Here is a 24,046-nt window from a genome sequence, read left to right as displayed (position 1 = left end):
CCGTTGTGGAGCTGTACCATGACCGCTGCTGCGTACCCGCACCTGCTGGCCCCGTTGGACCTGGGTTTTACGACCTTGCGCAACCGTACTCTGATGGGTTCGATGCACACCGGCCTCGAAGAAAAACCCGGTGGCTTCGAACGCATGGCGGCTTATTTTGCCGAGCGCGCCCGTGGCGGCGTCGGCCTGATGGTCACCGGTGGCATTGGCCCCAACGATGAAGGCGGGGTGTACGCCGGTGCCGCCAAGCTGACTACCGACGAGGAAGCTCAAAAGCACAAGATCGTGACCAAGGCCGTGCATGAAGCGGGCGGCAAGATCTGCATGCAGATCCTCCACGCCGGCCGTTATGCCTACAGCCCCAAGCAGGTCGCGCCAAGCGCTATCCAGGCGCCGATCAACCCGTTCAAGCCCAAGGAATTGGACGAAGAGGGCATCGAAAAGCAGATCCAGGATTTCGTCACCTGTTCGCTGCTGGCCCAGGTCGCCGAGTACGACGGCGTGGAAATCATGGGCTCCGAAGGTTATTTCATTAACCAGTTCCTTGCCGCCCACACCAACCACCGCACCGACCGTTGGGGCGGCAGCTACGAAAATCGCATGCGCCTTGCCGTGGAAATCGTGCGCCGGGTGCGCGAAGCGGTGGGGCCGAACTTCATCATCATCTTCCGCCTGTCGATGCTCGACCTCGTGGAAGGCGGCAGCACTTGGGAAGAAATCGTGCAGTTGGCCAAGGCCATCGAGCAGGCCGGTGCGACCATCATCAACACCGGCATCGGCTGGCACGAAGCGCGTATTCCGACCATCGCCACCAAGGTGCCACGCGGCGCGTTCAGCAAAGTCACTGCCAAGTTGCGCGGTGCGGTGCAGATCCCGCTGATCACCACCAACCGCATCAATACACCGGAAATTGCCGAGCAGATTCTCGCCGAAGGCGATGCGGACATGGTTTCGATGGCGCGACCGTTCCTCGCCGACCCGGAGTTCGTCAACAAGGCCGCCGCCGGGCGTGCCGATGAAATCAACACCTGCATCGGCTGCAACCAGGCCTGCCTGGACCACACCTTTGGCGGCAAGCTGACCACCTGTTTGGTCAATCCCCGTGCATGCTACGAGACCGAACTGAATTACCTGCCGGTCAAGCAAATCAAAAAAATCGCTGTGGTCGGCGCCGGCCCTGCGGGTCTGGCCGCTGCCACCGTAGCCGCTGAACGCGGTCACCACGTGACGCTGTTCGACTCGGCCAGCGAGATCGGCGGCCAGTTCAACATCGCCAAGCGTGTGCCCGGCAAGGAAGAGTTCTTTGAAACCCTGCGCTACTTCAAGCGCAAGTTGCAAACCACCCACGTCGAGCTGTGCCTCAACACCCGAGTGGATGTCGCGCAGCTGGCGGCTGGCGGCTACGACGAGATCATCCTGGCCACCGGCATCGCGCCGCGCACGCCGGCGATTGCGGGCGTGGAGAATGCCAAGGTGCTGAGCTACCTGGACGTAATCCTTGAACGCAAGCCGGTGGGCAAGCGCGTCGCGGTGATTGGCGCTGGCGGTATTGGTTTCGACGTGTCGGAATTCCTCGTGCACCAGGGCGTGTCTACCAGCCTGGACCGTGAAGCATTCTGGAAAGAATGGGGCATCGACACCCAGTTGCAAGCCCGTGGCGGTGTGGCCGGCATCAAGCCTCAACCCCATCCACCGGCCCGTGAAGTGTTTCTGTTGCAGCGCAAGGCTTCAAAGGTCGGCGACGGTCTGGGCAAAACCACCGGCTGGATTCACCGTACCGGCTTGAAGAACAAGCAGGTGCAGATGCTCAACAGCGTTGAGTACCTGAAAATCGACGATGACGGCCTGCATATCCGCATCGGCGCCGAGGGCGAGCCGCAGCTGTTGGCAGTGGACAATATCGTCATCTGTGCCGGCCAGGATCCGTTGCGTGAATTGCACGACGGCCTTGTCGCAGCGGGCCAGAACGTGCACCTGATCGGCGGCGCCGATGTGGCGGCGGAGTTGGATGCCAAGCGCGCCATCAACCAAGGCTCACGCCTCGCCGCGCAGCTGTAAGACGACGCAAGGGGCGGTGTTAGACTACCGCCCCTTTTTTTATTCAGATGCCGCCCGATGGGTCCTTTCGATTGGCTTCCCCATGCTCCGCTTGAACCGTTAGCACTGGATTGGCTCAACGGCGTCGAGTTGGCCGTGCTGCGCCTGGACCGCATCGACCCGCTGATCAGTGGCAACAAGTGGTTCAAGCTCACCGAGCACTTGGCCCAGGCGCGACAGGCAGGCGCCAGCGGCGTTATCAGCCTCGGCGGCGCCTATTCCAACCATCTGCACGCACTGGCGGCGGCGGGCAAGCGTTTTGGCTTTCCCACTGTCGGCCTGTTGCGCGGTCATGCGCAAGACACGGCTACCGTCCAGGATTTGAAAGCATTCGGCATGCAGCTGCATTGGCTCGGTTATGGCGGCTATCGTGCGCGCCATGAGCCGGGTTTCTGGGAACCTTGGCGCGCGCTTTATCCGCATCTGTATTCCGTGCCTGAAGGCGGCAGCGGATTGGCCGGCGCAGTGGGGTGTGGGGTGTTGGTCGAACAGGCCCGTGAACAACTGAGAAACCTGGGTTGGGCCGATTACGACGGCTGGTGGCTGGCAGCAGGCACCGGCACCACGCTGGCAGGTTTAGTCCTGGCAGAGGCGGGCGCCCATCCGGTGTTCGGCGCAATGGCCGTGCCGGACGATCATGGTGTGGCGCAAAACGTGAGTGCCTTGGTGCAAGGTGGCTATACATTGCTGGATGCCAGCCGGGGTGGCTTCGCCAAGGTCGACCCGCTGTTGCTCGACTTTATTGAAACCACGGAGCAGGCCTGCGGCGTGCCGCTGGAACCGCTGTACACCGGCAAAGCCCTGCTGGCGTTGAAGCAGCAGATCGAGGCCGGGCACATCGCGCCCGGTACTCGCCTGATCTTTGTGCACACCGGCGGCCTGCAAGGCCGCCGAGGGCTTACAGCCTAGCGCGCTTACCCGGCATCATCCGCAACGCTGTGTTATCGCGCATCACATAATGATGAAAGATCCCCGCCAGGGCATGCAGGCCGATCAGCCAATACCCGATCTGGCCGAACAACACGTGCCAGCTTTCAATCTCTTTGGCCAGTGGCTTGTTCTCGCCAATTAACGGCGGCAACTCCATGCCATAGAACATCACCGAATGCCCCTCGGCACTGACGATCAGCCAACCAGCAATCGGCATACCGATCATCAAGGCGTACAGCGCGGCGTGCATCAGGGTGGCGAGCAGGCTTTGCCATTGCGGCGGGGCGGGGACGATCTTCGGCGCCACCCCCAGGCTGCGCGCGAACAGACGCAGCCATACCAATACAAACACGGTGAGGCCGAACATGAAGTGCATCTCGACGATCAAGGTGCGGGCGCCGCTGCCTTTGGGGAACTGGCCGCGTAACTCTATGCAGGCGTAGACCACCGCCAGCAGCACCACCATCAACCAGTGCAGCGCAATCGACATGGTGCTGTAGCGCGTATCGGAATTTTTCCACGGCATCGCTCGGTTCCTTATTCATCAGGGTAAACCTCCGCTCTTTGGCGACGGAATCTTTTTACTTTATGCCTGTTTTGAACGATTTGCCCGGCGCGAATGCCTTTGTATTGACGCTTGTCAGTGGCTTTGCGGCATTTCACCGCGCGCCAGGCGCTGGTTTACATCGGCGATCACCGCCGGCAGGTCAGTGATGGTATCGATCAGGTAATGCGGGCGTGAGCCTTCGAACATCGCCTCGATGCGCGTGCGTTCGCTGGCCAGGGTGGCGGCATCGAGGGCTTGAAACTGTTCATAGGTAAGCCCCAGGGCATTGCCGGAGCAGGTCAGGGCCACGGTCCACATTCCGGCGCGACGACCTTCGAGTATGCCGGGCACGGTGTCGTCGACCTTGAGGCACGCCGCCACATCATCAATTCCGAGGGCAATTACGTTGGCCAGTGCCTGGGCCGGCCATGGGCGGCCGTTGGGCACTTCGTCGGTGGCGACCACATGGTCGGCGACGTAACCATTGGTGGCGGCCAGGGCGACAACCTTGTCCATTACCTGTTTGGGGTAGCCGGAGCAGGAGCCAATCTTGATGCCTTGCTCACGCAGTTGAGCGATGGTGTCGAGTGCGCCGGGGATCAGCGCCGAGTGTTCGGCGATCTTCTCGATCTGCAACGGCATGAAGCGCTGGTAGATGGCGGTCACGTCGTCGTCGGTGGGCGTGCGGCCGAACGCCTTGCGATAACGCTCGGCGACTTGCGGTTGGTCGCAAAGGGTGCGGATATGGTCCCACTTGCCCATGCCCATCGGGCCACGGGCTTCTTCGATGGAGACTTGCACGTCGAACTCGGCGAAGGCCTCGACAAAAATCTGAGTCGGCGCGAAGGAGCCGAAGTCGACGACGGTGCCGGCCCAGTCGAGGATGACGGCCTGGAGGGTGTTGGGGTTTTGATAGTTCATGGTTCAGATCCTGTGGGTTATGGGGAGAATCAGATGTCCAACACTTCCATTTCTTGCAGCACCTCGGCGATCGCCTTGACCGCCGCCTGCATGCCGGTTGCGTCGACATGGCCGATGCAGCCGACGCGGAACGTTTCCACTTGGGTCAATTTGCCGGGGTACAAGATGAAACCCTTGGCCTTGACCCGCTCGTAGAAGTCCTTGAACTGGTAGCGCGGGTCTTTGGGGGCGTGGAAGGTGACGATGATCGGTGCCTGGATTGCGGCCGGCAGAAAACTGCGCAAACCAAGGCTGGCCATGCCGTCCAGAAGCGCCTGGCAGTTCTCGGCATAGCGTCGATGGCGTGCAGGCAGGCCACCTTCCTCCTGGTATTGCAGCAGCGCTTCGTGAAGGGCGGCGACCACGTGGGTCGGTGGGGTGAAGCGCCACTGGCCGGTCTTCGCCATGTAGGTGTGCTGGTCGAACAGGTCCATCGCCAGGGAATGGCAGTTGCCTTGGGCGGCGGCCAGTGCCTGCTTCTCGGCAAAGACGAAGCCCATGCCGGGCACGCCTTCGAGGCACTTGCCCGAGGCGGCGATCAGTGCGTCGAACGGCACGTTGCGGGCATCAATTGGCAGGGCGCCGAAGGAACTCATGGCGTCGATGATCAGGCGCTTGCCGTGGTTCTTAACGACCTGGGCGATCTCCGGCAACGGATTGAGAATGCCGGTGCTGGTTTCGCAGTGGATCAACGCGACGTGGGTGATGCCCGTGTCGGCCTGGAGTAAACGGTCCACATCGGCGGCGGTGGTGGGTTCGTCTTCAGCGGTTTCAAAGGTGCTGAAGTCGCGGCCCAGCACTTCACAGATCTTCGCCAGGCGCTTGCCGTACGCGCCGTTGATCAGGACCAGCACCTTGCCATTACGTGGGACCAGGGTGCCGATGGCCGCTTCGACGGCAAAGGTGCCGCTGCCTTGCAAGGGCACACAGTGGTGGCTGTCAGCACCATTGAGGATTGCCAGCAATTGCTCGCAGACGCTGGCAGTGAGTTGGTTGAAACGGTCATCCCATGAACCCCAGTCCACCATCATGGCCTGACGGGTGCGGTTGGATGTGGTCAGGGGGCCAGGGGTCAGCAGGATCGGCGCGGCAGTGGTCATCTCAAGTCCTCGCAAGGCATCGGGGGGTGAAGCTACGGCGCCTAAATTGCAGTTTGGCTTGTCATCAATCAAATTGTTTGTTGTTATGCGAGCTATCAGTGAGGCCGATGACTATGAACCTGTTCCAACTGCGCGCATTCGATGCCGTGGCCCGCGAGGGCAGTTTTACCCGTGCTGCCGCGCGGCTGTTCATCAGCCAACCGGCGGTGACCGGGCATATCAAGGCCCTGGAGGAGTACTACCAGATCCCGTTGCTACGGCGCACCGCCCGACGGGTTGAGTTGACTGAAGAGGGCGCACGGCTGGCGGCGATCACCCGGGCGATCTTCGGCCTGGTGGACGAAGCCCAGACGATGCTGGAGGCCAACCGCCAACTGCTGACCGGGCGTCTGGAAGTCGCGGCGGACGGCCCGCACTTGGTGATGCCGATGATTGCCAGCCTGCGCGCGCGCTACCCCGGGATTACCGTCAACCTGCGCCTGGGCAATGCCCAGGAAACCCTCGCCGCACTGTTATCCGAACATGCGGATGTGGCGGTGCTCACCGAAGTGGAGCCGCGCAATGGCCTGCACCTGCAACCGTTGAACGAGTCGAGGATTTGCGCATTGGTGCCGGCCAGCCATCCGTGGGCGCAGCAACCCGAGGGTATTCGCCTCGAGCAACTCAACGACGTGATCATGGTGCTGCGCGAGCCCAGTTCCATCACCCGGCGCACCTTCGATGACGCCTGTGTGGCGGCGAATGTGCAGCCCAAGGTGCTGCTGGAACTGGACAGCCGCGAGGCGGTGACCGAAGCCGTCGCTGCTGAGTTGGGGGTGGGCGTGGTCTCGTCCATGGAAGTCAGCCCCGACCCGCGCGTGCAGGCCGTGGCGATCGAGGGCGATGGGCTGGTCAACCGGCATACGCTCGGTTGCATGGAGCGGCGCCGTTCGTTGCGCCTGATTCAGGCGTTTTTCGAGTTGGCGCCGAGCTGAAGGCTGTCGCGCACGATCTCCAGGAACGTCGCCACCACCCGGCGGGAACTCTGTTCCTTGAGGCATACCAAGGTTTCTTTCATGCGCTGGCTGCAATCGCGGATCGGCATGGCGCACACCCGTGAGTCGGCGCCGAACTCCGCCGCCGAGACCACGCCCACGCCGATGCCCACCACCACCGCTTCACGCGCGGCCTCACGGCCTTCCACCTGGATCGCCGGGCGAATGCGCAAGCCTGCCTGGCTCATTTCCTGTTCAAGGGTCTGACGGGTGACCGAGCCGATTTCACGCAATACCAGCGGCGTGTCGTCCAGGTCAGCCAAGCAGATGGACTCGCGTCCGGCCCACGGGTGGTTGCGCGCGACAAAGGCGAGCAATTGGTCGTCAGGCAACGGCAGCGACAGCAGGCGCTCATCGTCGACGTCGCGGCCCAGCAAGGCCAGGTCGGCCTGGTAGTTGTACAGGCGAAACAGCGATTCGTCGGTGTTGCCGGTTTCGATCTTCACGCTGATTCCCGGGTACAGCTGGCAAAAACGCGCGATCTGCGGCAGCACATGCACGGGGGCATCCACGGCGAGGGTGAGGGTGCCGGTGAGCAACGCGCGGGAGTCCTGCAACAGTTCCTCGGCTTCGGCCTCGATCACAAACAGGCGCTGGGTGATGCTCAGCAGGCGTTCGCCCAGGTCTGTCAGGCGCACTGAGCGCTTGTTGCGATGAAATAACAGCACGCCGAAGCGCTCTTCGAGTTTGCGCACCTGGTCGGAAATCGCCGGTTGCGTCAGGAACAACCGTTCCGCGGCCTGGGTGAAACTGCCGTGTACGGCCACGGCATGAAAGGCTTTGAGTTGGGCATGGGACACCGACATCGCAAATCCTCTTACAAGCTGAGCTTATATTTGAAATACGATAAATCGATTTTACCTATTAGTCAGCCATTGCTTTGATATGTCTCAACCACTGTAGGTTGAGTCCTACAACCTCCGGTGGTCATGGGCTCTGGGACACCGGACTCATCTGACCAATACCGCGCCATCCACGGCTCGGCATTGCAGTGCTTAACCATAAAAACAACAGGCATTTGCTTCTCGATTCTGCCGGCACACTCACCTGAGGTCAGAAACACCATGAATATCCCTATGGGTAGCATCAAGCGTTGGCGTGTGCAGATTTTCGCCATCACATGGCTGGCGTACGCCGCGTTCTATTTCACTCGCAAGGCGTTTTCCGTGGCCAAGCTGGGGATCGTCGACGACCCGAGTTTCCCCCTCGACAAAATGATGATGGCCAACCTGGATGGCATTTACCTGGCGGCCTATGCCGTCGGACAGTTCACCTGGGGCATGCTGGCTGACCGCTTCGGGCCGCGTGTCGTTGTGCTCGGCGGGTTACTGATTTCTGCCGCTGCGGCGCTGGTGATGGGCACGTTTGCCACCTTGCCGATCTTTATAAGTTGCATGCTGATCCAGGGCTTGGCGCAGTCCACCGGCTGGTCTGGACTGTGCAAGAACCTCGGCAGTTTCTTCCCGGCGCAGCAGCGCGGGCGTGTGCTGGGGTTATGGAGTTCGTGCTACGCCTTCGGTGGCCTGGTGGCGTCGCCCTTTGCCGGGTGGTGGGCCTACACCCTGATCGGCAGCTGGCATGCGGCGTTTATCTCCAGTGCGGCGGTGGTAGCGTTTGTGGCGGTGCTGTTCTTTCTCTTCCAGCGCAACACGCCGCAGGACGTGGACTTGCCGGCCGTGGAACCGGAGCCGCTGCTGAGCGCCGAGGAGGCCGCCGCCGAGAAGCGCATCAGCGTGCTGGAACCGCTGCGGGCCATCTTGCGTAACCGCACCGTCTTGACCCTGGGGCTGGCGTATTTCCTGTTGAAACCGGCGCGCTACGCGATCCTGTTGTGGGGCCCGGTGATCGTGTATGAGCAAATGCCCTCGGTCGGCAAGGTCGGCGCGGCCATCGTGCCGACGGCGTTCGAACTGGCCGGTTTGCTGGGGCCAGTGCTGATCGGGCTGGCGTCCGACAAACTCTTCGGCGCCCGACGCATGCCGGCCTGCGTGCTCAGCCTGCTGGCCCTGACCGTGGCCTTGGCGCTATTCATGGGCGCGCTGCACACCGGCAGCGTGCTGCTGGTGATGGCGTTGTTGTTTGTGATGGGCCTGACCCTCTACGGGCCGGACTCAATGATCAGCAGCACCGCCGCCATCGACTTCGGCACCGCCAAGGCGGGGGCGACAGCCGCAGGCTTTGTGAACGGTTGCGGTTCAGTGGGGGCGATCCTCGGCGGGTTGCTGCCGGGCTACTTCGATACGGTGACGGTGTTTATCGTGTTTGCCGGTGCCGCGCTCTTTTCCTCGCTGGTGCTGATGCCCTACTGGAACGCCAGGCCGGCCGTGCTGGCCCAGGTCGGGGATTTCGTGCCGGACCGCGGTCTTGCGATCAAACCCTTGCGAACCTGAGGGGGATGGCCGGTTTTTGGTGGATCAGAGCGTTTTTGCCCTATAAACTCTGCCCCCAAAGCGCCGGCCAGTAGACGTTTCGGCGCGATGTATAGAAGAGAGTGAGTCATGGGCGCACAGTGGAAAGTCAAACATAAAGAAGCGGCATCCAATGCCAAGGGCAAGATCTTTGGCAAGCTGGTGAAAGAAATCACCATCGCCGCCCGCAATGGCGCCGACACCGCGACCAACGCTCACCTGCGTCTGGTGGTGGAGCAGGCCAAGAAGGCCTCGATGCCCAAGGAAACCCTGGAACGCGCGATCAAGAAGGGCGCCGGTCTGCTCGGTGAAACTGTGCAATACCACCGCGTGACCTACGAAGGTTTCGCCCCGCACCAGGTGCCGCTGATCGTTGAGTGCGTAACCGACAACATCAACCGCACCGTGGCGGAAATCCGCGTGGCGTTCCGCAAGGGTCAGTTGGGTGCTTCAGGCTCCGTGGCCTGGGACTTCAACCATGTCGGCCTGATCGAAGCGTCGCCGGATACCCCGGACGCGGATCCGGAAATGGCTGCGATTGAAGCCGGTGCACAGGACTTTGAAGACGGCGAAGAAGAGGGCGCGACCCTGTTCATCACCGAAACCACCGACTTGGACGCAGTGCAGAAAGCGTTGCCCGAGCAGGGTTTCACCGTGCTATCGGCCAAGCTGGGCTACATCTCGAAAAATCCGGTCAGCGGTTTGACGGATGAGCAGATGGCTGAAGTCGAAGCCTTCCTCGAAGGTTTGGACAACCATGATGACGTGCAGGATATGTTCGTGGGCCTGGCGGGCTGATTGAATTTATAGCTGTACAACTGTGGGAGGGGGCTTGCTCCCGATAGCGGTGGGTCTGACCCACTGCAATCGGGAGCAAGACCCCTCCCACATGGTTTAAGAGTGTTGGATAGATGCCAGCAAGGCGTTGATTTCTTCGAAGCTCGGTCGCGCCAACACATCCGGCTGACAGCACATTTTTTGGAGTTCCAAGAGTTCACCGCTCAACCCCGTTTCAACCCGCTCCAACAATTCCCCCAACAACACCCCGAACGCCCGCACTTCAAGTCGCTGTAACGCCCGTGTCTCCAAGGTATCCGTCGTGGCATGGAACGACGCTGCGCCAAAATCCCCTAGCAGGCAATCGCCCACTTCATTCCACAGAATATTGTGGCCGTACAGGTCGCCATGGGTGATGCCGTGCCTGTGCAAATGAGCGGCCACCGAGGCGATACCCTGGGCCATACGCAAGGCCACATTGGCACTGAAACGGGCAGTCGGTTCGTAGATGTCGCGGGTGCACGAAGCCAGGCTCGGCAGGGCGGCGAGGTTGCGGTAACTGGGGTCAATCAGGTCCATCACCAGTGCGGCCTGGTGATCGGGATGGCCGATTACACGGCCCTCGACCTTGATCAGATTGGGATGCAGCCCGGCGGCGATGCAGGCCTGCATTTCGTGCAGCGGCGAGCCATCGCTGGTGATGGTGCCTTTATAGAGTTTGACTGCCACCGGCTTGGCCTGCGGTTTCCATAGGGCCTTGCGGATCACCCCCGAGGCGCCTTCGCCCAGCACTTCGGCCAATTCCAGCTCTGTCCACGGGATGTCCGGCGTTGCGTCGTCTGCCGCCACATCCACTGCCATTTCCACCGGGTTTCCGGCATAGGCCAACCAGGTCAGGCTTGGCAGGGCTAACAGCCATTGCGGCAGATGGGTAAAGCGGTTGGACGCGATGCGAAGCAATTCGAGGTTGTGACAGTTGGCCAGGCTTTCCGGCAGGGCCGCGAGCTGGTTCCCGGCGAGCATCAGTTTTTGCAGCAGCGGCCGCTCGCCCAACGCGTCGGGCAACTGGCTGATGCGATTGTCGGTGAGGATCAGCCAGCGCAACAGCGGCGGTAAAGCGGCGGCGGGAACGTGGCTGATCTGGTTGGCCTTGAAGCCGATCATGCTCAACTTGGCGCACTGCCCCAGGCATTCCGGCAGCTCAGTAAAAGCGTTGTCCGAGCAGAAGAGCACGCGAAGGTGCGGCAGGCGGTGCAGGTCGTCGGGCAGGCGGCTCAGGGCGTTACCGCTGAGGTTGAGGATCTCCAGGGAGTCGGCCAGCCCGAAGATTTCTTCTGGGAATTCGGTGAGCCCGCAGGACAGGTCCAGGCGCGTAACGCCGGCCAATTGGCCAGCCTTGAGTTGGGCGAGGGTATTCATGAACGGCGCGGTCACTCGGCAAGGGGGCGTAAATGGCGCTCATGATACCGGGTCGGGCACCGGTTGCGGGCTGGCGTGTTGCAGTTGATTCAGGCGGCTGGCGGTGCGCGCCAAGTCGATGGCCTGACCGCTCATCGCCTGTGCCAGCGGTTGTTCGCCGATCAGGATCAGGTGCTTGTCTTTGTCGTAGAGCACGTCCACCAGGTTGATAAAACGCTGCTGCACAGCGATCGGGCACTCGGCCAAGTGGGGCAGGCCGTCGATGATCCAGTGATCGAATTCCTCGCACAGCAGCAGGTAGTCCATCACGGCTGTCAGCTGTTCGCAGAGGTCGCTGAAGGTGAACGCGATGGTACGAGCGTGATGCTGGCGGCAGATCAATTGTCGGTTGCCCACCGTCAGGTGCTGCGCCGGGCCATCGGTGACCGGCAGGCCGAGCGCCGCACGCTGGGTCGGTGTGCCCGGCCACACGTATTGCCCGGTGGTAAAGCGCTGCACGGAATGAGCCTGGGGCAGGCTGCGGAAATCCTTGGGCGAGCTGACTTCCAGCACCTCCATACGCGTGGCGATCAAGTCGATCACCGGTTTGAACCGCTCGTGGTACAGCGGGTTGGGTAACAGGCCTTCGGGCGCATAGTTGGAGGTGACCAGTACCAGTACGCCGCGCTGGAACAACGCCTTGAACAGCCGGGTAATCAGCATGGCATCGCCGATATCGTGCACGTGGAACTCGTCGAAACACAGCACACGGCAGCCGTCGAGCAGTTCGTCCAGGGTGACGGCCAGGGCATCCTCGGCCTTCTGGTGGGCGAACATGCCCCGGTGCAACTGGGCGAAAAAATCATGGAAGTGCACGCGCTGCTTTTCGGCGAGGGGCAGCGCCTGGAAGAAACCGTCCAGCAGCCAGCTTTTGCCGCGACCTACCGGGCCGTGCAGGTACAGGCTGCGGGTGGGTTGGCCAGCGAGCAGGCGCTGGGTCGCGCGCGCCATGGCGGCGATTGCCTGGGCCTGGCCGGCGCTGAGGGTATAGCCCTGTTGCCGGGCCTTGTTCTCAAAGAACGTCTGGATGGGCGAGTCGTCGTGGCCGTCGGTGTGTTTACCGAGCAAGCGACGGATTAAAGGAAGCACGGCCAATGGGATTCACTCTGTGTGTCGAGGTCGCTTACTTTAGGTCGCTCGGGGCGATTTGACCAATACAGAAGGGCGCGGCCAGCTATCTCTAAACGGCATGGAGCACAGGTAATCCTGTCCACACTGGCAGATTTTTTCTCAGTGACTACCCTTCTACATGGCAGTCACCCCTGTATAAGGATTTGGGGCAGTGAAGGGACGAGCAGTATTGACAGTCATGGGCGCGATGCTCTGCAGCACGGTTTACGCGGCGCAACTGCAAGTTGTGGTGCGCATCGATGTGCAACGGGGCTGTCAGTTGGTGGGCACCACCCGCAGCGCTGGCATCGAGCAACTTGGCGTATTGGATTTTGGCAGCGGCCCGCGTCTGGATGACCCGGCCGGGCCGTTGAGTGCGGCGCTGATCAGCCAGCGCCAGCCGCGCCTGGAATGTAACCCCGACACCCCGTACCAGATGCGCGTCGATGGCGGCCTGAACGGTGGCACCGGCGAAGTGCGTTACCTGAGCACGGGCATCCCCTCCGGCAAACCCATTCCTTATCGCATTTATGCCGACGCCGCGCGGCGTGTTCCGTTGCCAGTGAATGTCCCGCTCAGCGGCCGTGTGCCGGACTCTGGCTCCGTCGATCTGCCGCTGTATGGTCGTATCGAACCGCTCAAGGACATCCCGGCCGTCGGCCGTTACACCGACCTGCTCAAGGTAACGGTCACATGGTGAACCGTGGCTGGACCCTGCTGGCCATGGGTGGCCTGTTGCTGCTGACTGAAGACGCCCGGGCGGCGGTGGCCAGCGGGTTTATCCAGGCGCACATGGTGATCACCGCCAGTTGCGAAGTGAGCAAGGGCAACGACACAGCGCCGGTCAGCCCGACGGGCGGCACCGCCATGCTGGACTTCGGCAGCCAGGGACCTACGTGGAGCAACCCCTTGGGGGCGAACATCTCAGACGGCAGTAACGCGCCGCTGACAGTCTCGTGCAACCCGACGGTCGCCAGCTTCACCGTGACCATCGACGGCGGCACCAATGCCGTCGGCACCACCCGGCGCCTGAGCAACGGCCGCCAGACTATCCCTTATCAACTGATGGCCGACCCGCGGGGGCGTATCCCTTACACCATCGGCCAGCAACGCAGTTTTGTAGCCGCTAATGGCACGCAAATGACCATCCCGGTGTGGGGCGCCGTGGTGGCCAATACCACGGCCCTCCCTGCAGGAACCTATACCGACACATTGACGGTGACACTGGATTGGTAAATCAAAAGGATGACGATCATGCATGCACTTGTATCTCGACTCGGCGTTTGTGCACTGGGTCTGGCGATGGCCTCCAGCCTGAATGCGGCCACCACGGTGACCGGCCAGATCACCTCCAGCCTGACACTGATTGCCAGTTGCCAGGTCAACGGTTCCGGAGCGGCTACTGGTCTCAATTTCGGTAGCTTGAACTTCGGCACCACCAACAGCCTTTTTACCAATGCTGACGCCCAACTGCTGGGCGGTACCGGCACTGGTGGCGCGCTCTCGATCCTGTGCTCCAGTGGCACCACGCCAGCAGTGAAAGTGCGTGCCGGTGCCCATGATGGTGCTTCTCCGGGTGGTACCCGTGCACTGGCCGACGGCGCGGGTAACTTCGTGCCTTACGACTTCTACACCGACAGCGGCCATTCGGCGCTGCTGGCGATTGACGGCGTGATCACCCTCGCGACCAGCACCGGTGTGGCGCAAACCGTGAACCTTTATGGTCGGGCAGTGGGCAAGGCCGGGCTGCCGGCGGGCACGTACTCGGACACCGTGGCCGTTGAACTGACGTTCTAATGCGCTGGCTTCGCGCGGTACTGGCCTGTGGGCTGGTGGTGCCGCTGCCGTTGGCGGCAGTGACCAGCCAGAGTTTTCAGGTGAGCGCGACGATTACGCCGGGCTGCCTGATCGTCGGCGGCGGCGCCAACTACGGCGCGCTGAACTACGGCAGTTACTCGGCCCTGGCCACCAGCACCGTGACCGCGGCGCTGACCGGCGGCGTGACCCTGCAATGCACGCCGGGGGTGGCGTTAAGCATGAGTGTCGACGGTGGCCTGCATAACAGCAGCGGGCGCAACCTGCAACTCAACAGCGGCAGTACGCGAGTGGCTTATCAGCTGTTTCGGGACGCGGCGTTCAGCCAGAGCCTGGGGATCAGCCAGAGCGTCAGCGTGGCGTACAGCGACGCAAACAACATCAGTCTGCCGATCTATGGGCGGGTGGTTTTACCGGGCAATCAGCCTGGGGGGACGTACAGCGACACGCTGCAGGTGCAGCTGACGTGGTAGGGCTTATCGGTAAAAAGGAGTGGTTTTATGCGTTCACCTTCCCGGCGGCTGTGGGCCGCAGGTATTGCCTTGGGGGCGTTGTGCACGACGGGGCTGGTCCAGGCCGCCAGTTCGGTGCTGATCTGGCCTATCGACCCGGTGCTGGAAGCTGATCAACAGGCCAGCGCGCTGTGGCTGGAGAACCGCGGAACGGAAACCGCGAGCCTGCAGATTCGCGTATTTGCCTGGAGCCAGAGTGGCTTTGACGAGCAGTACCAGAACCAGCGCGATGTGATCGGCAGCCCACCGGTGGCCAGGATCGAACCAGGTCAAAAGCAACTGGTACGCCTGACCCGCACGCGTGAAGTGCCGCCGGGCCAGGAGTTGGCCTACCGCATCATCATTGATGAAATTCCCTCGCCATTGCAGGTGCCCACGCCGCCGGAAGGCAAGAATACGGCGGCGGCGATTCGTTTCCAGATGCGCTACTCGGTGCCGTTATTCGCCTACGGCGCGGGGCTGTGGAGCAAGGAGGACGCCACGCGTCAGCGTGACCCGGCGGGCGCGGGCAAACCGGACCTGAGTTGGCACAAGGTCACAGTCGCGGGGCGCAATTACATCGAGGTGCGTAACCAGGGCGCTGTGCATGCACGATTGACGGACGCGTCGTTCAAGCAGAGCGGACAGACGCGGCCGCTGGTGGAGGGCTTGTTGGGTTATGTGCTGCCCGGCGCGACGATGCGCTGGCCGGTGCCGGAGGCTGTGTCGGCTGATCAGCCGTTGCAGGTTCGCGTCAATGGTGCGGCGCAGTTGGAGAGCCTGGCGCCGAAGCGTTGAAGGCAGTGTAACGGGGCGGGGAAGCTCCGGGTTTTAAGCAGATGGAGATGTCCATTGAAGGACACAACGCCATGGTGAGTCGTGGTCGGGCTCGTCATCTATGGCTGTCGGTGGTGGTCAGCGGGCTGTGGGGCGTGGCAGTGGCTGGCGACCTGCCGCCGCCGCCGAGCAGCATGGAGGCTGTCGCCGATGCACAGTTATTTCTGGAGTTGGTGGTCAACCAGATGGACACCGGCCGCGTCGTTGCAGTCGATCAACGTGCCGGGCAACTCTATGTGCCGGCCGGCGCGCTGCAGGATGTGGGCATGAAATTGCCCGGTGAACTCAGCGGCAGCGTGGCCCTGGACGCAATCCCCGGCCTGCACAGCGATTACGACAGCAACGGCCAGCGCCTGCTGATCGACGTGCCGCCGTCGTGGTTGCAGGAGCAGTTCATCGGCAACCGCGACACCTACCCGCGTACCCAGGCCATGAGCAGCTTTGGCGCTTTGCTCAACTACGACCTGTATTTCAACGACACCGATGAAGGCGGCAGCTACCTCGCGGCCTGGAATGAAGTGCGGCTGTTCGACAACTGGGGCACCTTGTCCAACACGGGGCAGTATCGCCAGACCCTGGCCGGCGGTATCAACGACAGCACCCTCAATAATGGTTACCGGCGCTACGACACCACCTGGCGTTTCTCGGATGATGAGCGCTTGCTCACCTACGAGGCCGGCGACGTGATCAGCGGTTCGCTGCCCTGGAGCAGCTCGGTACGCTTGGGCGGGGTGCAGTTGTCGCGCGATTTTGCGGTGCGCCCCGATCTGGTTACTTATCCCTTGCCGCAATTTGCGGGCGAGGCGGCAGTGCCGTCGTCGGTGGATCTGTTCATCAACGGCTACAAATCCGAAAGCGCGCTGCTGCAACCGGGCCCCTACACCCTGACCAATATCCCGTTTATCAACGGCGCGGGTGAAGCGGTGGTCGTCACCACCGACGCCCTGGGTCGCCAAGTGTCGACCACGGTGCCGTTCTACGTCACCAGTACGCTGTTGCAACAAGGCCTGACGGATTTTTCGGTGGCGGCCGGCACGTTGCGCCGCGACTACACCGTGCGCGACTTCTCCTATGGATCAGGGGTGACCAGTGCCACGTTGCGTTATGGCTACTCCGACAACCTCACTCTGGAAAGCCACGCCGAAGCCACCGGCGATCTGACTCTCGGCGGGCTGGGCGCCAATGTGCGCCTGGGCAATTTTGGCGTGCTCAACACTGCCCTCAGTCAAAGCCAGTTCGAAGGCCGCAACGGCCAGCAACTGAGCCTGGGTTATCAGTACAACAGCACCCGTTACAGCCTGTCCTACCAACGGGTGGAACGGCGCGCCGATTACGCCGATTTGACCCTGGTCGACACGCCCTACGCCAGCCTCAGCAAGCGCAGCGAACAGGTGACCCTGAGCCTCAATCTGCAGCGTTTTGGCAGCCTGGGCCTTGGGTATTTCGACGTGCAGGCAGCGGACGATTCCCGCACGCGCCTGCTCAACCTGAGCTGGAGCAAACCGTTGTGGCGCAACACCAGTTTCTACCTGTCGGCCAACCGCGAGATCGGCGATAGCAATTGGGCCATGCAGGCACAACTGGTAATCCCGTTCGACCTCAACGGCAGCCTGGCGTTGAGCACCGAGCGCGGAAAGGACGGCACCCGTCGCCAGCGCGTCAACTACAGCAGTGCGGTGCCCAGCCAAGGTGGGTTCGGCTACAACCTGGGGTATGCCCAAGGCGATGCACCCAGCTATCGACAGGCTGACTTGACCTGGCGTTTGCAGTCGGTGCAATTGCAGGCCGGCGTGTACGGCAGCAGCGATGCCGAGACGCGCTGGGCGGATGCCAGTGGCTCTCTGGTGTGGATGGGCGGCGACACCTTTGCTGCCAACCGCATCAACGATGCATTTGTGGTGGTGAGTACCCAGGGGTTTGCCGGGATTCCGGTACGCTACGAAAACCAGTTGGTGGGAGAGACCGATCGCAATGGGCATTTGCTGGTGCCATGGAGCAGTGCGTATTACCGGGGCAAGTATGAAATCGATCCGCTGAACCTGCCGCTCAATGTGCAGAGCCCTAACGTGGAACAACGAGTTTCGGTGCGCCGTGGCGCGGGTTATCTGCTTGAGTTCCCGCTGCGGCGAGTGCTCGCTGCGAGCGTTACCCTGGTGGACAGTCAGCATCAGGAATTACCCCTGGGCAGCCTGGTGGTCCATGAGCAAAGCGGCCAGCAGGCGGTGGTGGGCTGGGATGGTCTGGTGTACCTGGAGAACCTGTCGGCCCACAACACCTTGCAGGTGACGTTGGGACAAGGGCGAGCCTGCCAGGCGACCTTTGATATCGATGAGCAGCAACAAGGCGTGCCGCTGATCGGGCCGTTGGTGTGCCAGTGAGAGGCAGGGCATGGTTGCTGCTCGGGCTGCTGCAGGCGGGCCCGGCGATGGCGGCGTGCTCGGTGGTCACCACCGCGCCGGCCAGCTTCGGCTCGATCAGTTCAATGACGGTGCGCACTGCCGCGCAGACCAGTTCCACGGCCAACGCCGGTTTGAGTTGCACGTCGGCGCTGATTTCGCTGTTGGTGTCGTCGGACCACTTCTACGCCACCGTTACGTCGGCCCAGAGTGGCATGGTCGGGCCGACCGGTGACGTGATCGGTTACACCCTTTACGGCAACAACAGCAGCAGCTATCCGATTACCCGAGGCACGCAATTCGATTTTGGTGGATCCGGGGGGATTGCCCAGGCGTTGGGGCTGATCGCAGGGCCAGGGACGAAAACCGTGCCGCTGTACCTGAGCAGTATCACGGGCAGCAATGTGGCGGCGGGGCTATATACCGAGACATTGAACATTGCCTGGAACTGGAACTATTGCTCGGGGATCGGCATCGGCGGCGTCTGCCTGGGACGGGACATTGGTAATGCCGTCGCGACCCTGACGGTCAGCATGATCGTCACCAACGACTGTCAGATCACCGCGCCCAATATCAGCTTTGGCAGTGCTCCGGTGATCAGTGGGTTCACTGCCGTGACCGGACAAACCATCAACATCGCCTGCACCAAGGGCAGTGCCTACACCGTGGGCCTGAGCGACGGCCAGAATCCGCTGAGTGCGGGTGGGCGGCGGCGCATGATTTCAGGCAGCAATTACCTGGCCTACGACATTTTTAAAAGCGCCGGCACCACGCGGTGGGGCAGTGTTGGCGCAGCGCGGCGGGCCAGTTCCACGGCTGAGGTCAACCCCGGCAATGGCTTGGGCACTGGCAGCCAGGTGTTCAACTACAACGCGAAAATCTACAGCGACCAGACCACCCCACCCGCTGGCACCTATCTCGACAATGTGGTGCTGGACGTGGGGTTCTAGAACGGCTGAAGGGAGGGTGGCGGCTGATCCGTCGGGCTGACCACCGCATAGTTGTAGCCGCCGCCGGACCAGTACTGCGCTTGTAACCCATCCGCCGTGCGCTGGCCGCGGGGCAGGAAACCGTTGTCCGGGCCCGGTGGGCGAATGTAGAAACTGATGCGCCGACCCTGGGGATCTTCGTACAGCACCATGGCGGCGGCGCCTTGGTCGGTGGTGAGCAATCGACCGCTGACCGGCTTGAAGCCCGACTGACTCAAGTCCGGCAGGCGGTGGGCCTGGTTGAAGTAGCGGTCGAGCCACGCCTGCATGGTGCCGCTGTCCTGGCCGTTGTAGTCGGCGGGCATGATGCCTTCCTGGGCAAACAGGCGGAACGCTTGCATCGCGTCGGCCATCGGCAACATCGGTGCTTGTGTGGCTTCACGGGCGTGCCAGCCGCCGAGGCCGCCCAGGCTGACGGCAATCAGCAATACCGCCGCCGTGGCGAAGTGGCGGCGCGATTGATGCTTGATGCGTTGGCGAATCAGCGCCGGGTCCAGTGCCGGGTTGGCCGGCTGTTGCAGGGCGCCGCTCAAGGACGCGCGCAGCAGTTGCGCGTCCTGTTGCCAAGCCTGGACCCGGGCCGCGACGTCGGGATGGGCCGCCAAATAGGTGTCGAGCACACGGCGATCACTCTCCAGGAGCTGGTGGTCGACGTAGGCATGCAGGTCGCGTTCGCTGGGGGGCAGGCTGATCATTTGAGTATCCGCAGGGAAGGGCTGGCAATTTCGCCATCGCTGAGTTGACGCAAGGCTTGGCGTGCCCGGGACAGGCGCGACATCACGGTGCCCACTGGCACGTCGAGGATGTCGGCGACGTCCTTGTAGCTCAGACCTTCGACCGACACCCATAACAGCAGGGCGCGCTGTTCGGTGTTGAGTTGATCGAAGGCTTGCAGGGTCGACTGGGCGATCACGGTGCGCTCCACCGACGGCTGCGCGTCATCGCGGCCGGTAAAAAACTCCAGCATGCGTGCATAGCGCCGGGTGCGGCGGTGGGCGTCGAGGAACTGCCGATAGAGGATCGAAAACAGCCACGCGCGCAGATCGCCCTCAACGCGTTTGTCGGCCCAGCGGGTAATCGCCCGTTCCAGGGTGGACTGCACCAGGTCATCGGCGCTGCTGGCGTTACGGGTCAAGGACACGGCAAAACGCCGCAGCCTGGGGATGAGTTCACGTAACTGTTCGTCGAGTTCATGCATGGGTGTCTGGCTGGTCACTACGCTGGGACTAGAGAGACGTCCGGCGTTAAGGGTTATTCCAGGCTAGGAAAAATAAATCCACGGCCAGGGAATAGAGCAGATCGGCATTCGTCTCAATGCTCCGACCTTAAGTTTCACCCCCTAAGGCCTCTGGCCCTGGAGTTTGTTCATGGTAGATCACTCATCACCGCCCCGTCCTGCGTTGAGCACTGCGAGCCTGATTGCGCGACTCGCCGGTATTGGGGCCGTAGTTGCTGTCGTTGTCGGGGCATTTGCCTACGTCAACGGCACGCTCGACCCACAGCGGCTGCGGCCAAAAACCTTGGTCAATGCCCTGGAAACGAATAACGGCGTGCACCCTGGTTTTCGCCGTAACCATGCCAAGGGCGTGTGTGTGGCCGGGTATTTCGAGAGCAGTCCCGAAGCCCGTGCGTACTCCAGTGCCCAGGTGTTCAGCGAGGCCAAGACGCCCCTGGTCGGCCGGTTTGCGTTGCCCAGTGGTAACCCATATGCACCGGACAGCAGTGTGCCGATCCGCAGCTTTGCCGTGCAGTTCAACCAATCCAACGGCCAGCAATGGCGCACGGGTATGAACAGCATGCCGGTGTTCCCGGTAGGCACGCCCGAGGCGTTCTACCAGATGCTCAAAGCGGGTGCGCCCGATCCGGCCACCGGCAAGCCGAACCCGGCGAATATGCCGGCGTTTTTCGCCGCGCATCCCGAGACGGCGCCGTTTTTGGCGTGGGTCAAGACCGCCAAGCCATCGGCCAGTTACGCCACCGAAACCTATAACGGCATCAACGCGTTTTACCTGGTGAGCGCCGATGGCAAGCGCCAGGCCGTGCGCTGGGGCGTGGTGCCGCAGAGCCAGGACGCGGCGGGGGATACTGCGCCGGGCGGTGCTGACTTCCTTGAGAAAGACTTGGCGCAGCGCCTGGCGTCAGGCCCATTGCGTTGGCAGTTGAACATCACGCTGGCCAACCCCGGCGATCCACTCGACGATGCGAGCAAGACTTGGACCGGCGAGCACAAAGTGTTGAACGCCGGCACCCTGGTGCTGCAAAGCAGCCAACCTCAGGCCGACGGTGATTGCCGCGACATCAACTTTGACCCGCTGATTCTGCCCAGCGGCATCGAAGCCTCAAATGATCCGCTGCTGGCCGCCCGCTCGGCGGCGTATGCCAGTTCGTACCTGCGCCGTGCGGGTGAAGTCGGCCCGTTGCACAGTGCCCCTCAGGAGTCGAAACCATGAATGCCCACCCTCGGTTTTTTGCGCCCCTGGCACGTCTGCTGCACTGGTTGATGGCGCTGATGGTCATCGCCATGTTGTTTATCGGCGCGGGGCTGGCGGCGTCGGTGTCGGAGCGGCATGAGTGGTTGATCCACCTGCACAAGCCGCTGGGGATTGCGATCCTGGCGTTGGTGATCGTGCGATTGGTGGTGCGTTTTTCCACCCGTCAGCCGCCATTACCGTCTGACTTACCGCAGTGGCAAGTGCTGGCGGCCAAGGCATCCCATCTGGTGCTGTATGGGTTGATGCTGGTATTGCCGCTGCTGGGCTGGGCGATGATCTCGGCGGCAGGTGATCCGGTAATGCTCAGCAGTTCGGTGCAGTTGCCGGCGCTGGTGGCGGCTAACGCGCCGCTGTTTGCGCTGCTGCGCAAGGCCCATGGGTATCTGGCTTACCTGCTGTTTTTCACGGTGCTGGTGCACTTGGCAGCGGCGTTGTTCCATGGACTGATTCGGCGTGACGGGGTGTTGCAGAGCATGACCGGCACCAGGGACTGATGCCGGCTGAGGGCAGGGGCGTTAGCGCAGGACCGTGACGATATCGGCCACGGTACTCAACACATCCTTGCCCAATTGCTTGGACCGCTCACCCGACCAACCGGTTTTCGGGTTGGGGGCGTCGTCGTTGTCCTTGAATGGCATTTCAAGGGTCAGGGACAGGCAGTCGTATTTTTCGCCGACTGCATTGCACGCCAGGGTCATATTGGCTTCTCCCGGCAAGTCGCGGGTGTAGCCATGTGTGGTCTGGAAGTCTCGGGTCAGCGCACTCAAGTGGCGGCGGAAGTGTTTTTCCAGCGCTTCGATACGCGGGGTATAGCCCGGGTTGCCTTCGCAGGCGGCGGTGAACACGTAGGGGATTTCTTCGTCACCGTGGATATCGAGGAATAGGTCCACACCGTACTCTTCCATCTGTTGCTGCACGAACAGCACTTCTGGACTGATCTCCTGGCTGGCGCTTTGCCAGGCACGATTGAGGTCCTGACCCATGGCGTTGGTGCGCAAGTGACCGTGGAAGGCACCGTCGGGGTTCATGTTCGGCACCAGGTACAGGTCGGCAACGGCCAGGAGTTTTTTCATCTCGGCATCGCCGTCCTGTTGCAGGCGCTCGATGATGCCTTCCATGAACCATTCGGCCATGTGTTCGCCGGGGTGCTGCTGGGCGATGATCCAGATGTTGCGACGGCCTTCGCCGCCTTTGCCACGGCGCAGCAGTTGGATATCGCGGCCTTCGACGCTTTTACCGGTCGCCAGCAGTTGAGTGCCGGCGTATTTCAGCGCCAGCTCTATCAGCCGATCATGGCGTTCACGGCTGTAGGGCTCGAAGTAGGCGAACCAGGCATGTTTCTCGCGGGTTTCGAGGCTGATGTGCAGGATCTCTCCGTCGAAGCGAGTCGGTACTCGGAACCAGTTGACGTGATCATAAGACGCGACAGCGTGGTAGCCGCTCCAGGCGTGCTTATACGAGGAGCCACCCGCGTTGCTCAGGCGAAAGGTGTGGGTGTGGCCCACGTGCATGCCTTCGGCCTTGAAGTGGAACCATTGGAAATGGTGGCTGCGGGTATCGGGTCGAATTGCCAGCAACAAATGGTATGCATCGCTGGCGTCGAGTACTTGGATATTGCCACTGTCGAAGTCGGTGCTGATCTTGATGGAAGTCAAGGCCACGGTCATAGTCTGGTTGCCTGAATATGAGTGTTGTGACGACTATATTACACAGGAGTCTGGTAAAGACTGGACGCAAAATTGTTGCGAGAAGGGGGGCGTCGTCCGTGACGCCGCCGCAGCTTAAAATCTATGAGATTGATTCTCAAGCGCTATTTCGCAGAGATCTGAGCCAGAGCGCCCGACTGACTTTCTTTTGGCGATGGTCTTTTGCTACCATGCGCGCCATCGAGCAACACACAGTCTTCATTAGCCTGAAGCCACGCCAGGGAAACTGGCAAAAAAAAGACCCGGCCAAAGAGCCGGGTCAAAAACCGTGATTAGCCTGATGAGGAGATATTCCAAGAGTCCGACCTAAGGTCCCTTGGTTTATCGACTGATCTCGCGATCAGCTGAGTCCAATAATAATCATTATCATTTGCAAGTCAAATGTTTTTATCCCTGTGATAGAAATATTTTCCTTCGCGCCTCTTACGCGTTCGTCTGAGCCTCCGATGCCTGCAGCGACCGCTCTATCATCGCCTTCGCCATATCAATCAAATACACCACTGAAAACGCCAGGTCGCGCTGATTGCCTTGATGGCTGCTCGCCGATTCATAGGCCGTAGCGGCGGCGCTGCGCAACAGCTCTGAGGCGTGCACCAGCGCTTCTTCCTGACTGATGCCCGGTTTGAGTGTGAAAAAACCTTCGTCCGGGACGGGTGCTGACATATTTTCTTTCAAGTAAAAGTCCAGCGCCCTCTGGGCAGCACCGCTGCTGCGCAGGTTGTAAACGTCGTCACTCTTGGTGGCTTCAGGCAGGAGATACGGGCTCGTTGTCATAAGGGGCGGTACTCTGTGTGGGTGTCGAAAACCTTGAGCCTGATAATAGTACGTATCGTATTTATGTCGTTTTATGGATTACTACAAACTGTTTATTGCCCTGAAAAATACCTGCCGTATTGTCT

At 61.6% G+C, this 24,046-nt stretch carries 25 protein-coding genes; 15 read left to right on the top strand and 10 right to left on the bottom strand.

Features of this window, described 5'->3' with window-relative positions:
- Positions 1-18: 18 nt before the first annotated feature.
- Both BW43_RS06165 and BW43_RS06170 read left to right on the top strand, forming a co-directional pair.
- Entirely contained in the window at positions 19-2,058 is a 2,040-nt protein-coding gene (locus BW43_RS06165; protein ID WP_032889888.1) for an NADPH-dependent 2,4-dienoyl-CoA reductase, read from the top strand.
- A 57-nt stretch (positions 2,059-2,115) separates the two neighbouring features.
- Positions 2,116-3,006, top strand: coding sequence for a 1-aminocyclopropane-1-carboxylate deaminase/D-cysteine desulfhydrase (locus tag BW43_RS06170; protein ID WP_032889886.1), 891 nt, complete (start codon positions 2,116-2,118; stop codon positions 3,004-3,006).
- Here BW43_RS06170 and BW43_RS06175 read toward each other — a convergent pair.
- The 3 genes from BW43_RS06175 to BW43_RS06185 form a co-directional block, all read right to left on the bottom strand.
- Positions 2,996-3,553 carry a cytochrome b gene (locus BW43_RS06175; RefSeq protein WP_032889883.1) on the bottom strand — a complete coding sequence of 186 codons (558 nt, stop codon included), beginning with the start codon at positions 3,551-3,553 and terminating at the stop codon, positions 2,996-2,998. The two genes, BW43_RS06170 and BW43_RS06175, sit on opposite strands and share 11 nt — an antisense overlap.
- 114 nt (positions 3,554-3,667) lie before the next feature.
- Positions 3,668-4,495, bottom strand: coding sequence for a phosphonoacetaldehyde hydrolase (phnX, locus tag BW43_RS06180; RefSeq protein WP_032889878.1), 828 nt, complete (start codon positions 4,493-4,495; stop codon positions 3,668-3,670).
- Between the two features lie 29 nt (positions 4,496-4,524).
- On the bottom strand, positions 4,525-5,634 hold the full coding sequence (locus BW43_RS06185) for a 2-aminoethylphosphonate--pyruvate transaminase (RefSeq protein ID WP_032889877.1): 1,110 nt from the start codon (positions 5,632-5,634) through the stop codon (positions 4,525-4,527).
- A 113-nt stretch (positions 5,635-5,747) separates the two neighbouring features.
- Between BW43_RS06185 and BW43_RS06190 the strand changes: the two genes are divergently transcribed.
- On the top strand, positions 5,748-6,608 hold the full coding sequence (locus BW43_RS06190) for a LysR substrate-binding domain-containing protein (protein ID WP_032889876.1): 861 nt from the start codon (positions 5,748-5,750) through the stop codon (positions 6,606-6,608).
- On the opposite strand, the gene BW43_RS06195 is transcribed toward BW43_RS06190, so the two are convergent.
- Complete coding sequence (locus BW43_RS06195) at positions 6,578-7,474, bottom strand: LysR substrate-binding domain-containing protein (RefSeq protein ID WP_032889874.1); 897 nt, start codon at positions 7,472-7,474, stop codon at positions 6,578-6,580. The two genes, BW43_RS06190 and BW43_RS06195, sit on opposite strands and share 31 nt — an antisense overlap.
- 258 nt (positions 7,475-7,732) lie before the next feature.
- Here BW43_RS06195 and BW43_RS06200 point away from each other — a divergent pair, with 258 nt between their 5' ends.
- Positions 7,733-9,058 (top strand): MFS transporter, encoded by a 1,326-nt coding sequence (locus tag BW43_RS06200; RefSeq protein ID WP_032889872.1) that lies wholly within the window; start codon positions 7,733-7,735, stop codon positions 9,056-9,058.
- Positions 9,059-9,166: 108 nt separating this feature from the next.
- Complete coding sequence (locus BW43_RS06205) at positions 9,167-9,874, top strand: YebC/PmpR family DNA-binding transcriptional regulator (protein WP_032889871.1); 708 nt, start codon at positions 9,167-9,169, stop codon at positions 9,872-9,874.
- Positions 9,875-9,970: 96 nt separating this feature from the next.
- Here BW43_RS06205 and BW43_RS06210 read toward each other — a convergent pair whose 3' ends face one another.
- Together BW43_RS06210 and zapE are read right to left on the bottom strand one after the other, a co-directional pair.
- Positions 9,971-11,272, bottom strand: coding sequence for a protein kinase (locus tag BW43_RS06210; protein ID WP_032890048.1), 1,302 nt, complete (start codon positions 11,270-11,272; stop codon positions 9,971-9,973).
- Between the two features lie 39 nt (positions 11,273-11,311).
- Complete coding sequence (zapE, locus tag BW43_RS06215) at positions 11,312-12,406, bottom strand: cell division protein ZapE (RefSeq protein ID WP_032889869.1); 1,095 nt, start codon at positions 12,404-12,406, stop codon at positions 11,312-11,314.
- Between the two features lie 223 nt (positions 12,407-12,629).
- Here zapE and BW43_RS06220 point away from each other — a divergent pair, with 223 nt between their 5' ends.
- From BW43_RS06220 to BW43_RS06250, 7 genes are all read left to right on the top strand, one after another.
- Positions 12,630-13,121, top strand: coding sequence for a spore coat U domain-containing protein (locus BW43_RS06220; RefSeq protein WP_177326454.1), 492 nt, complete (start codon positions 12,630-12,632; stop codon positions 13,119-13,121).
- On the top strand, positions 13,115-13,657 hold the full coding sequence (locus tag BW43_RS06225; RefSeq protein ID WP_032889865.1) for a spore coat U domain-containing protein: 543 nt from the start codon (positions 13,115-13,117) through the stop codon (positions 13,655-13,657). Before BW43_RS06220 ends, BW43_RS06225 begins: the two co-directional genes overlap by 7 nt.
- A gap of 18 nt (positions 13,658-13,675) precedes the next feature.
- On the top strand, positions 13,676-14,218 hold the full coding sequence (locus tag BW43_RS06230) for a spore coat protein U domain-containing protein (protein ID WP_032889863.1): 543 nt from the start codon (positions 13,676-13,678) through the stop codon (positions 14,216-14,218).
- Positions 14,218-14,709, top strand: a complete 492-nt coding sequence (locus tag BW43_RS06235) for a spore coat U domain-containing protein (RefSeq protein WP_032889860.1) — start codon at positions 14,218-14,220, stop codon at positions 14,707-14,709. Before BW43_RS06230 ends, BW43_RS06235 begins: the two co-directional genes overlap by 1 nt.
- A 27-nt stretch (positions 14,710-14,736) precedes the next feature.
- The gene (locus BW43_RS06240; RefSeq protein WP_032889858.1) at positions 14,737-15,525 is read left to right on the top strand and encodes a molecular chaperone; all 789 of its coding nucleotides are present in this window, start codon (positions 14,737-14,739) and stop codon (positions 15,523-15,525) included.
- Positions 15,526-15,596: 71 nt separating this feature from the next.
- On the top strand, positions 15,597-17,942 hold the full coding sequence (locus tag BW43_RS06245) for a fimbria/pilus outer membrane usher protein (RefSeq protein ID WP_032889856.1): 2,346 nt from the start codon (positions 15,597-15,599) through the stop codon (positions 17,940-17,942).
- A gap of 47 nt (positions 17,943-17,989) precedes the next feature.
- The gene (locus tag BW43_RS06250; RefSeq protein WP_050442866.1) at positions 17,990-18,910 is read left to right on the top strand and encodes a spore coat U domain-containing protein; all 921 of its coding nucleotides are present in this window, start codon (positions 17,990-17,992) and stop codon (positions 18,908-18,910) included.
- Here BW43_RS06250 and BW43_RS06255 read toward each other — a convergent pair.
- Positions 18,907-19,644: an anti-sigma factor gene (locus tag BW43_RS06255; protein ID WP_032889852.1), complete on the bottom strand. Its 738-nt coding sequence runs from the start codon at positions 19,642-19,644 to the stop codon at positions 18,907-18,909. The two genes, BW43_RS06250 and BW43_RS06255, sit on opposite strands and share 4 nt — an antisense overlap.
- On the bottom strand, positions 19,641-20,147 hold the full coding sequence (locus BW43_RS06260) for a sigma-70 family RNA polymerase sigma factor (protein WP_032889850.1): 507 nt from the start codon (positions 20,145-20,147) through the stop codon (positions 19,641-19,643). The genes BW43_RS06255 and BW43_RS06260 overlap by 4 nt, the downstream gene beginning before the upstream one ends.
- Positions 20,148-20,316: 169 nt before the next feature.
- Here BW43_RS06260 and BW43_RS06265 point away from each other — a divergent pair, with 169 nt between their 5' ends.
- Positions 20,317-21,399 carry a catalase family peroxidase gene (locus tag BW43_RS06265; protein ID WP_032889848.1) on the top strand — a complete coding sequence of 361 codons (1,083 nt, stop codon included), beginning with the start codon at positions 20,317-20,319 and terminating at the stop codon, positions 21,397-21,399.
- Positions 21,396-21,935 carry a cytochrome b gene (locus BW43_RS06270; RefSeq protein ID WP_032889846.1) on the top strand — a complete coding sequence of 180 codons (540 nt, stop codon included), beginning with the start codon at positions 21,396-21,398 and terminating at the stop codon, positions 21,933-21,935. Before BW43_RS06265 ends, BW43_RS06270 begins: the two co-directional genes overlap by 4 nt.
- Positions 21,936-21,956: 21 nt before the next feature.
- Here the strand turns inward: BW43_RS06270 and BW43_RS06275 are convergent, their stop codons facing one another.
- Complete coding sequence (locus tag BW43_RS06275) at positions 21,957-23,108, bottom strand: M14-type cytosolic carboxypeptidase (protein ID WP_032889844.1); 1,152 nt, start codon at positions 23,106-23,108, stop codon at positions 21,957-21,959.
- 98 nt (positions 23,109-23,206) lie between these two features.
- Here BW43_RS06275 and BW43_RS0127785 point away from each other — a divergent pair, with 98 nt between their 5' ends.
- On the top strand, positions 23,207-23,419 hold the full coding sequence (locus BW43_RS0127785; RefSeq protein WP_143521162.1) for a hypothetical protein: 213 nt from the start codon (positions 23,207-23,209) through the stop codon (positions 23,417-23,419).
- 151 nt (positions 23,420-23,570) lie between these two features.
- Here BW43_RS0127785 and BW43_RS06280 read toward each other — a convergent pair whose 3' ends face one another.
- Positions 23,571-23,921 carry a DUF6124 family protein gene (locus tag BW43_RS06280; RefSeq protein ID WP_032889839.1) on the bottom strand — a complete coding sequence of 117 codons (351 nt, stop codon included), beginning with the start codon at positions 23,919-23,921 and terminating at the stop codon, positions 23,571-23,573.
- Between the last annotated feature and the right edge of the window lie 125 nt (positions 23,922-24,046).

Source organism: Pseudomonas sp. RIT357, assembly GCF_000632245.1.
Classification (GTDB): Bacteria; Pseudomonadota; Gammaproteobacteria; order Pseudomonadales; family Pseudomonadaceae; genus Aquipseudomonas; species Aquipseudomonas sivasensis.
Note: the sequence above shows the minus strand (reverse complement) of the source record. Positions and strands in the feature narration are given on the sequence as shown.

What these genes read in the sequence shown, in the direction of transcription:
- BW43_RS06165 (WP_032889888.1), top strand. Translation starts at nt 19, where the DNA reads ATGACCGCTGCTGCGTACCCGCACCTGCTGGCCCCGTTGGACCTGGGT.
- BW43_RS06170 (WP_032889886.1), top strand. Translation starts at nt 2,116, where the DNA reads ATGGGTCCTTTCGATTGGCTTCCCCATGCTCCGCTTGAACCGTTAGCA.
- BW43_RS06175 (WP_032889883.1), bottom strand. Translation starts at nt 3,553, where the DNA reads ATGCCGTGGAAAAATTCCGATACGCGCTACAGCACCATGTCGATTGCG.
- phnX (WP_032889878.1), bottom strand. Translation starts at nt 4,495, where the DNA reads ATGAACTATCAAAACCCCAACACCCTCCAGGCCGTCATCCTCGACTGG.
- BW43_RS06185 (WP_032889877.1), bottom strand. Translation starts at nt 5,634, where the DNA reads ATGACCACTGCCGCGCCGATCCTGCTGACCCCTGGCCCCCTGACCACA.
- BW43_RS06190 (WP_032889876.1), top strand. Translation starts at nt 5,748, where the DNA reads ATGAACCTGTTCCAACTGCGCGCATTCGATGCCGTGGCCCGCGAGGGC.
- BW43_RS06195 (WP_032889874.1), bottom strand. Translation starts at nt 7,474, where the DNA reads ATGTCGGTGTCCCATGCCCAACTCAAAGCCTTTCATGCCGTGGCCGTA.
- BW43_RS06200 (WP_032889872.1), top strand. Translation starts at nt 7,733, where the DNA reads ATGAATATCCCTATGGGTAGCATCAAGCGTTGGCGTGTGCAGATTTTC.
- BW43_RS06205 (WP_032889871.1), top strand. Translation starts at nt 9,167, where the DNA reads ATGGGCGCACAGTGGAAAGTCAAACATAAAGAAGCGGCATCCAATGCC.
- BW43_RS06210 (WP_032890048.1), bottom strand. Translation starts at nt 11,272, where the DNA reads ATGAATACCCTCGCCCAACTCAAGGCTGGCCAATTGGCCGGCGTTACG.
- BW43_RS06220 (WP_177326454.1), top strand. Translation starts at nt 12,630, where the DNA reads ATGCTCTGCAGCACGGTTTACGCGGCGCAACTGCAAGTTGTGGTGCGC.
- BW43_RS06225 (WP_032889865.1), top strand. Translation starts at nt 13,115, where the DNA reads ATGGTGAACCGTGGCTGGACCCTGCTGGCCATGGGTGGCCTGTTGCTG.
- BW43_RS06230 (WP_032889863.1), top strand. Translation starts at nt 13,676, where the DNA reads ATGCATGCACTTGTATCTCGACTCGGCGTTTGTGCACTGGGTCTGGCG.
- BW43_RS06235 (WP_032889860.1), top strand. Translation starts at nt 14,218, where the DNA reads ATGCGCTGGCTTCGCGCGGTACTGGCCTGTGGGCTGGTGGTGCCGCTG.
- BW43_RS06240 (WP_032889858.1), top strand. Translation starts at nt 14,737, where the DNA reads ATGCGTTCACCTTCCCGGCGGCTGTGGGCCGCAGGTATTGCCTTGGGG.
- BW43_RS06245 (WP_032889856.1), top strand. Translation starts at nt 15,597, where the DNA reads ATGGTGAGTCGTGGTCGGGCTCGTCATCTATGGCTGTCGGTGGTGGTC.
- BW43_RS06250 (WP_050442866.1), top strand. Translation starts at nt 17,990, where the DNA reads ATGGCGGCGTGCTCGGTGGTCACCACCGCGCCGGCCAGCTTCGGCTCG.
- BW43_RS06255 (WP_032889852.1), bottom strand. Translation starts at nt 19,644, where the DNA reads ATGATCAGCCTGCCCCCCAGCGAACGCGACCTGCATGCCTACGTCGAC.
- BW43_RS06260 (WP_032889850.1), bottom strand. Translation starts at nt 20,147, where the DNA reads ATGCATGAACTCGACGAACAGTTACGTGAACTCATCCCCAGGCTGCGG.
- BW43_RS06265 (WP_032889848.1), top strand. Translation starts at nt 20,317, where the DNA reads ATGGTAGATCACTCATCACCGCCCCGTCCTGCGTTGAGCACTGCGAGC.
- BW43_RS06270 (WP_032889846.1), top strand. Translation starts at nt 21,396, where the DNA reads ATGAATGCCCACCCTCGGTTTTTTGCGCCCCTGGCACGTCTGCTGCAC.
- BW43_RS06275 (WP_032889844.1), bottom strand. Translation starts at nt 23,108, where the DNA reads ATGACCGTGGCCTTGACTTCCATCAAGATCAGCACCGACTTCGACAGT.
- BW43_RS06280 (WP_032889839.1), bottom strand. Translation starts at nt 23,921, where the DNA reads ATGACAACGAGCCCGTATCTCCTGCCTGAAGCCACCAAGAGTGACGAC.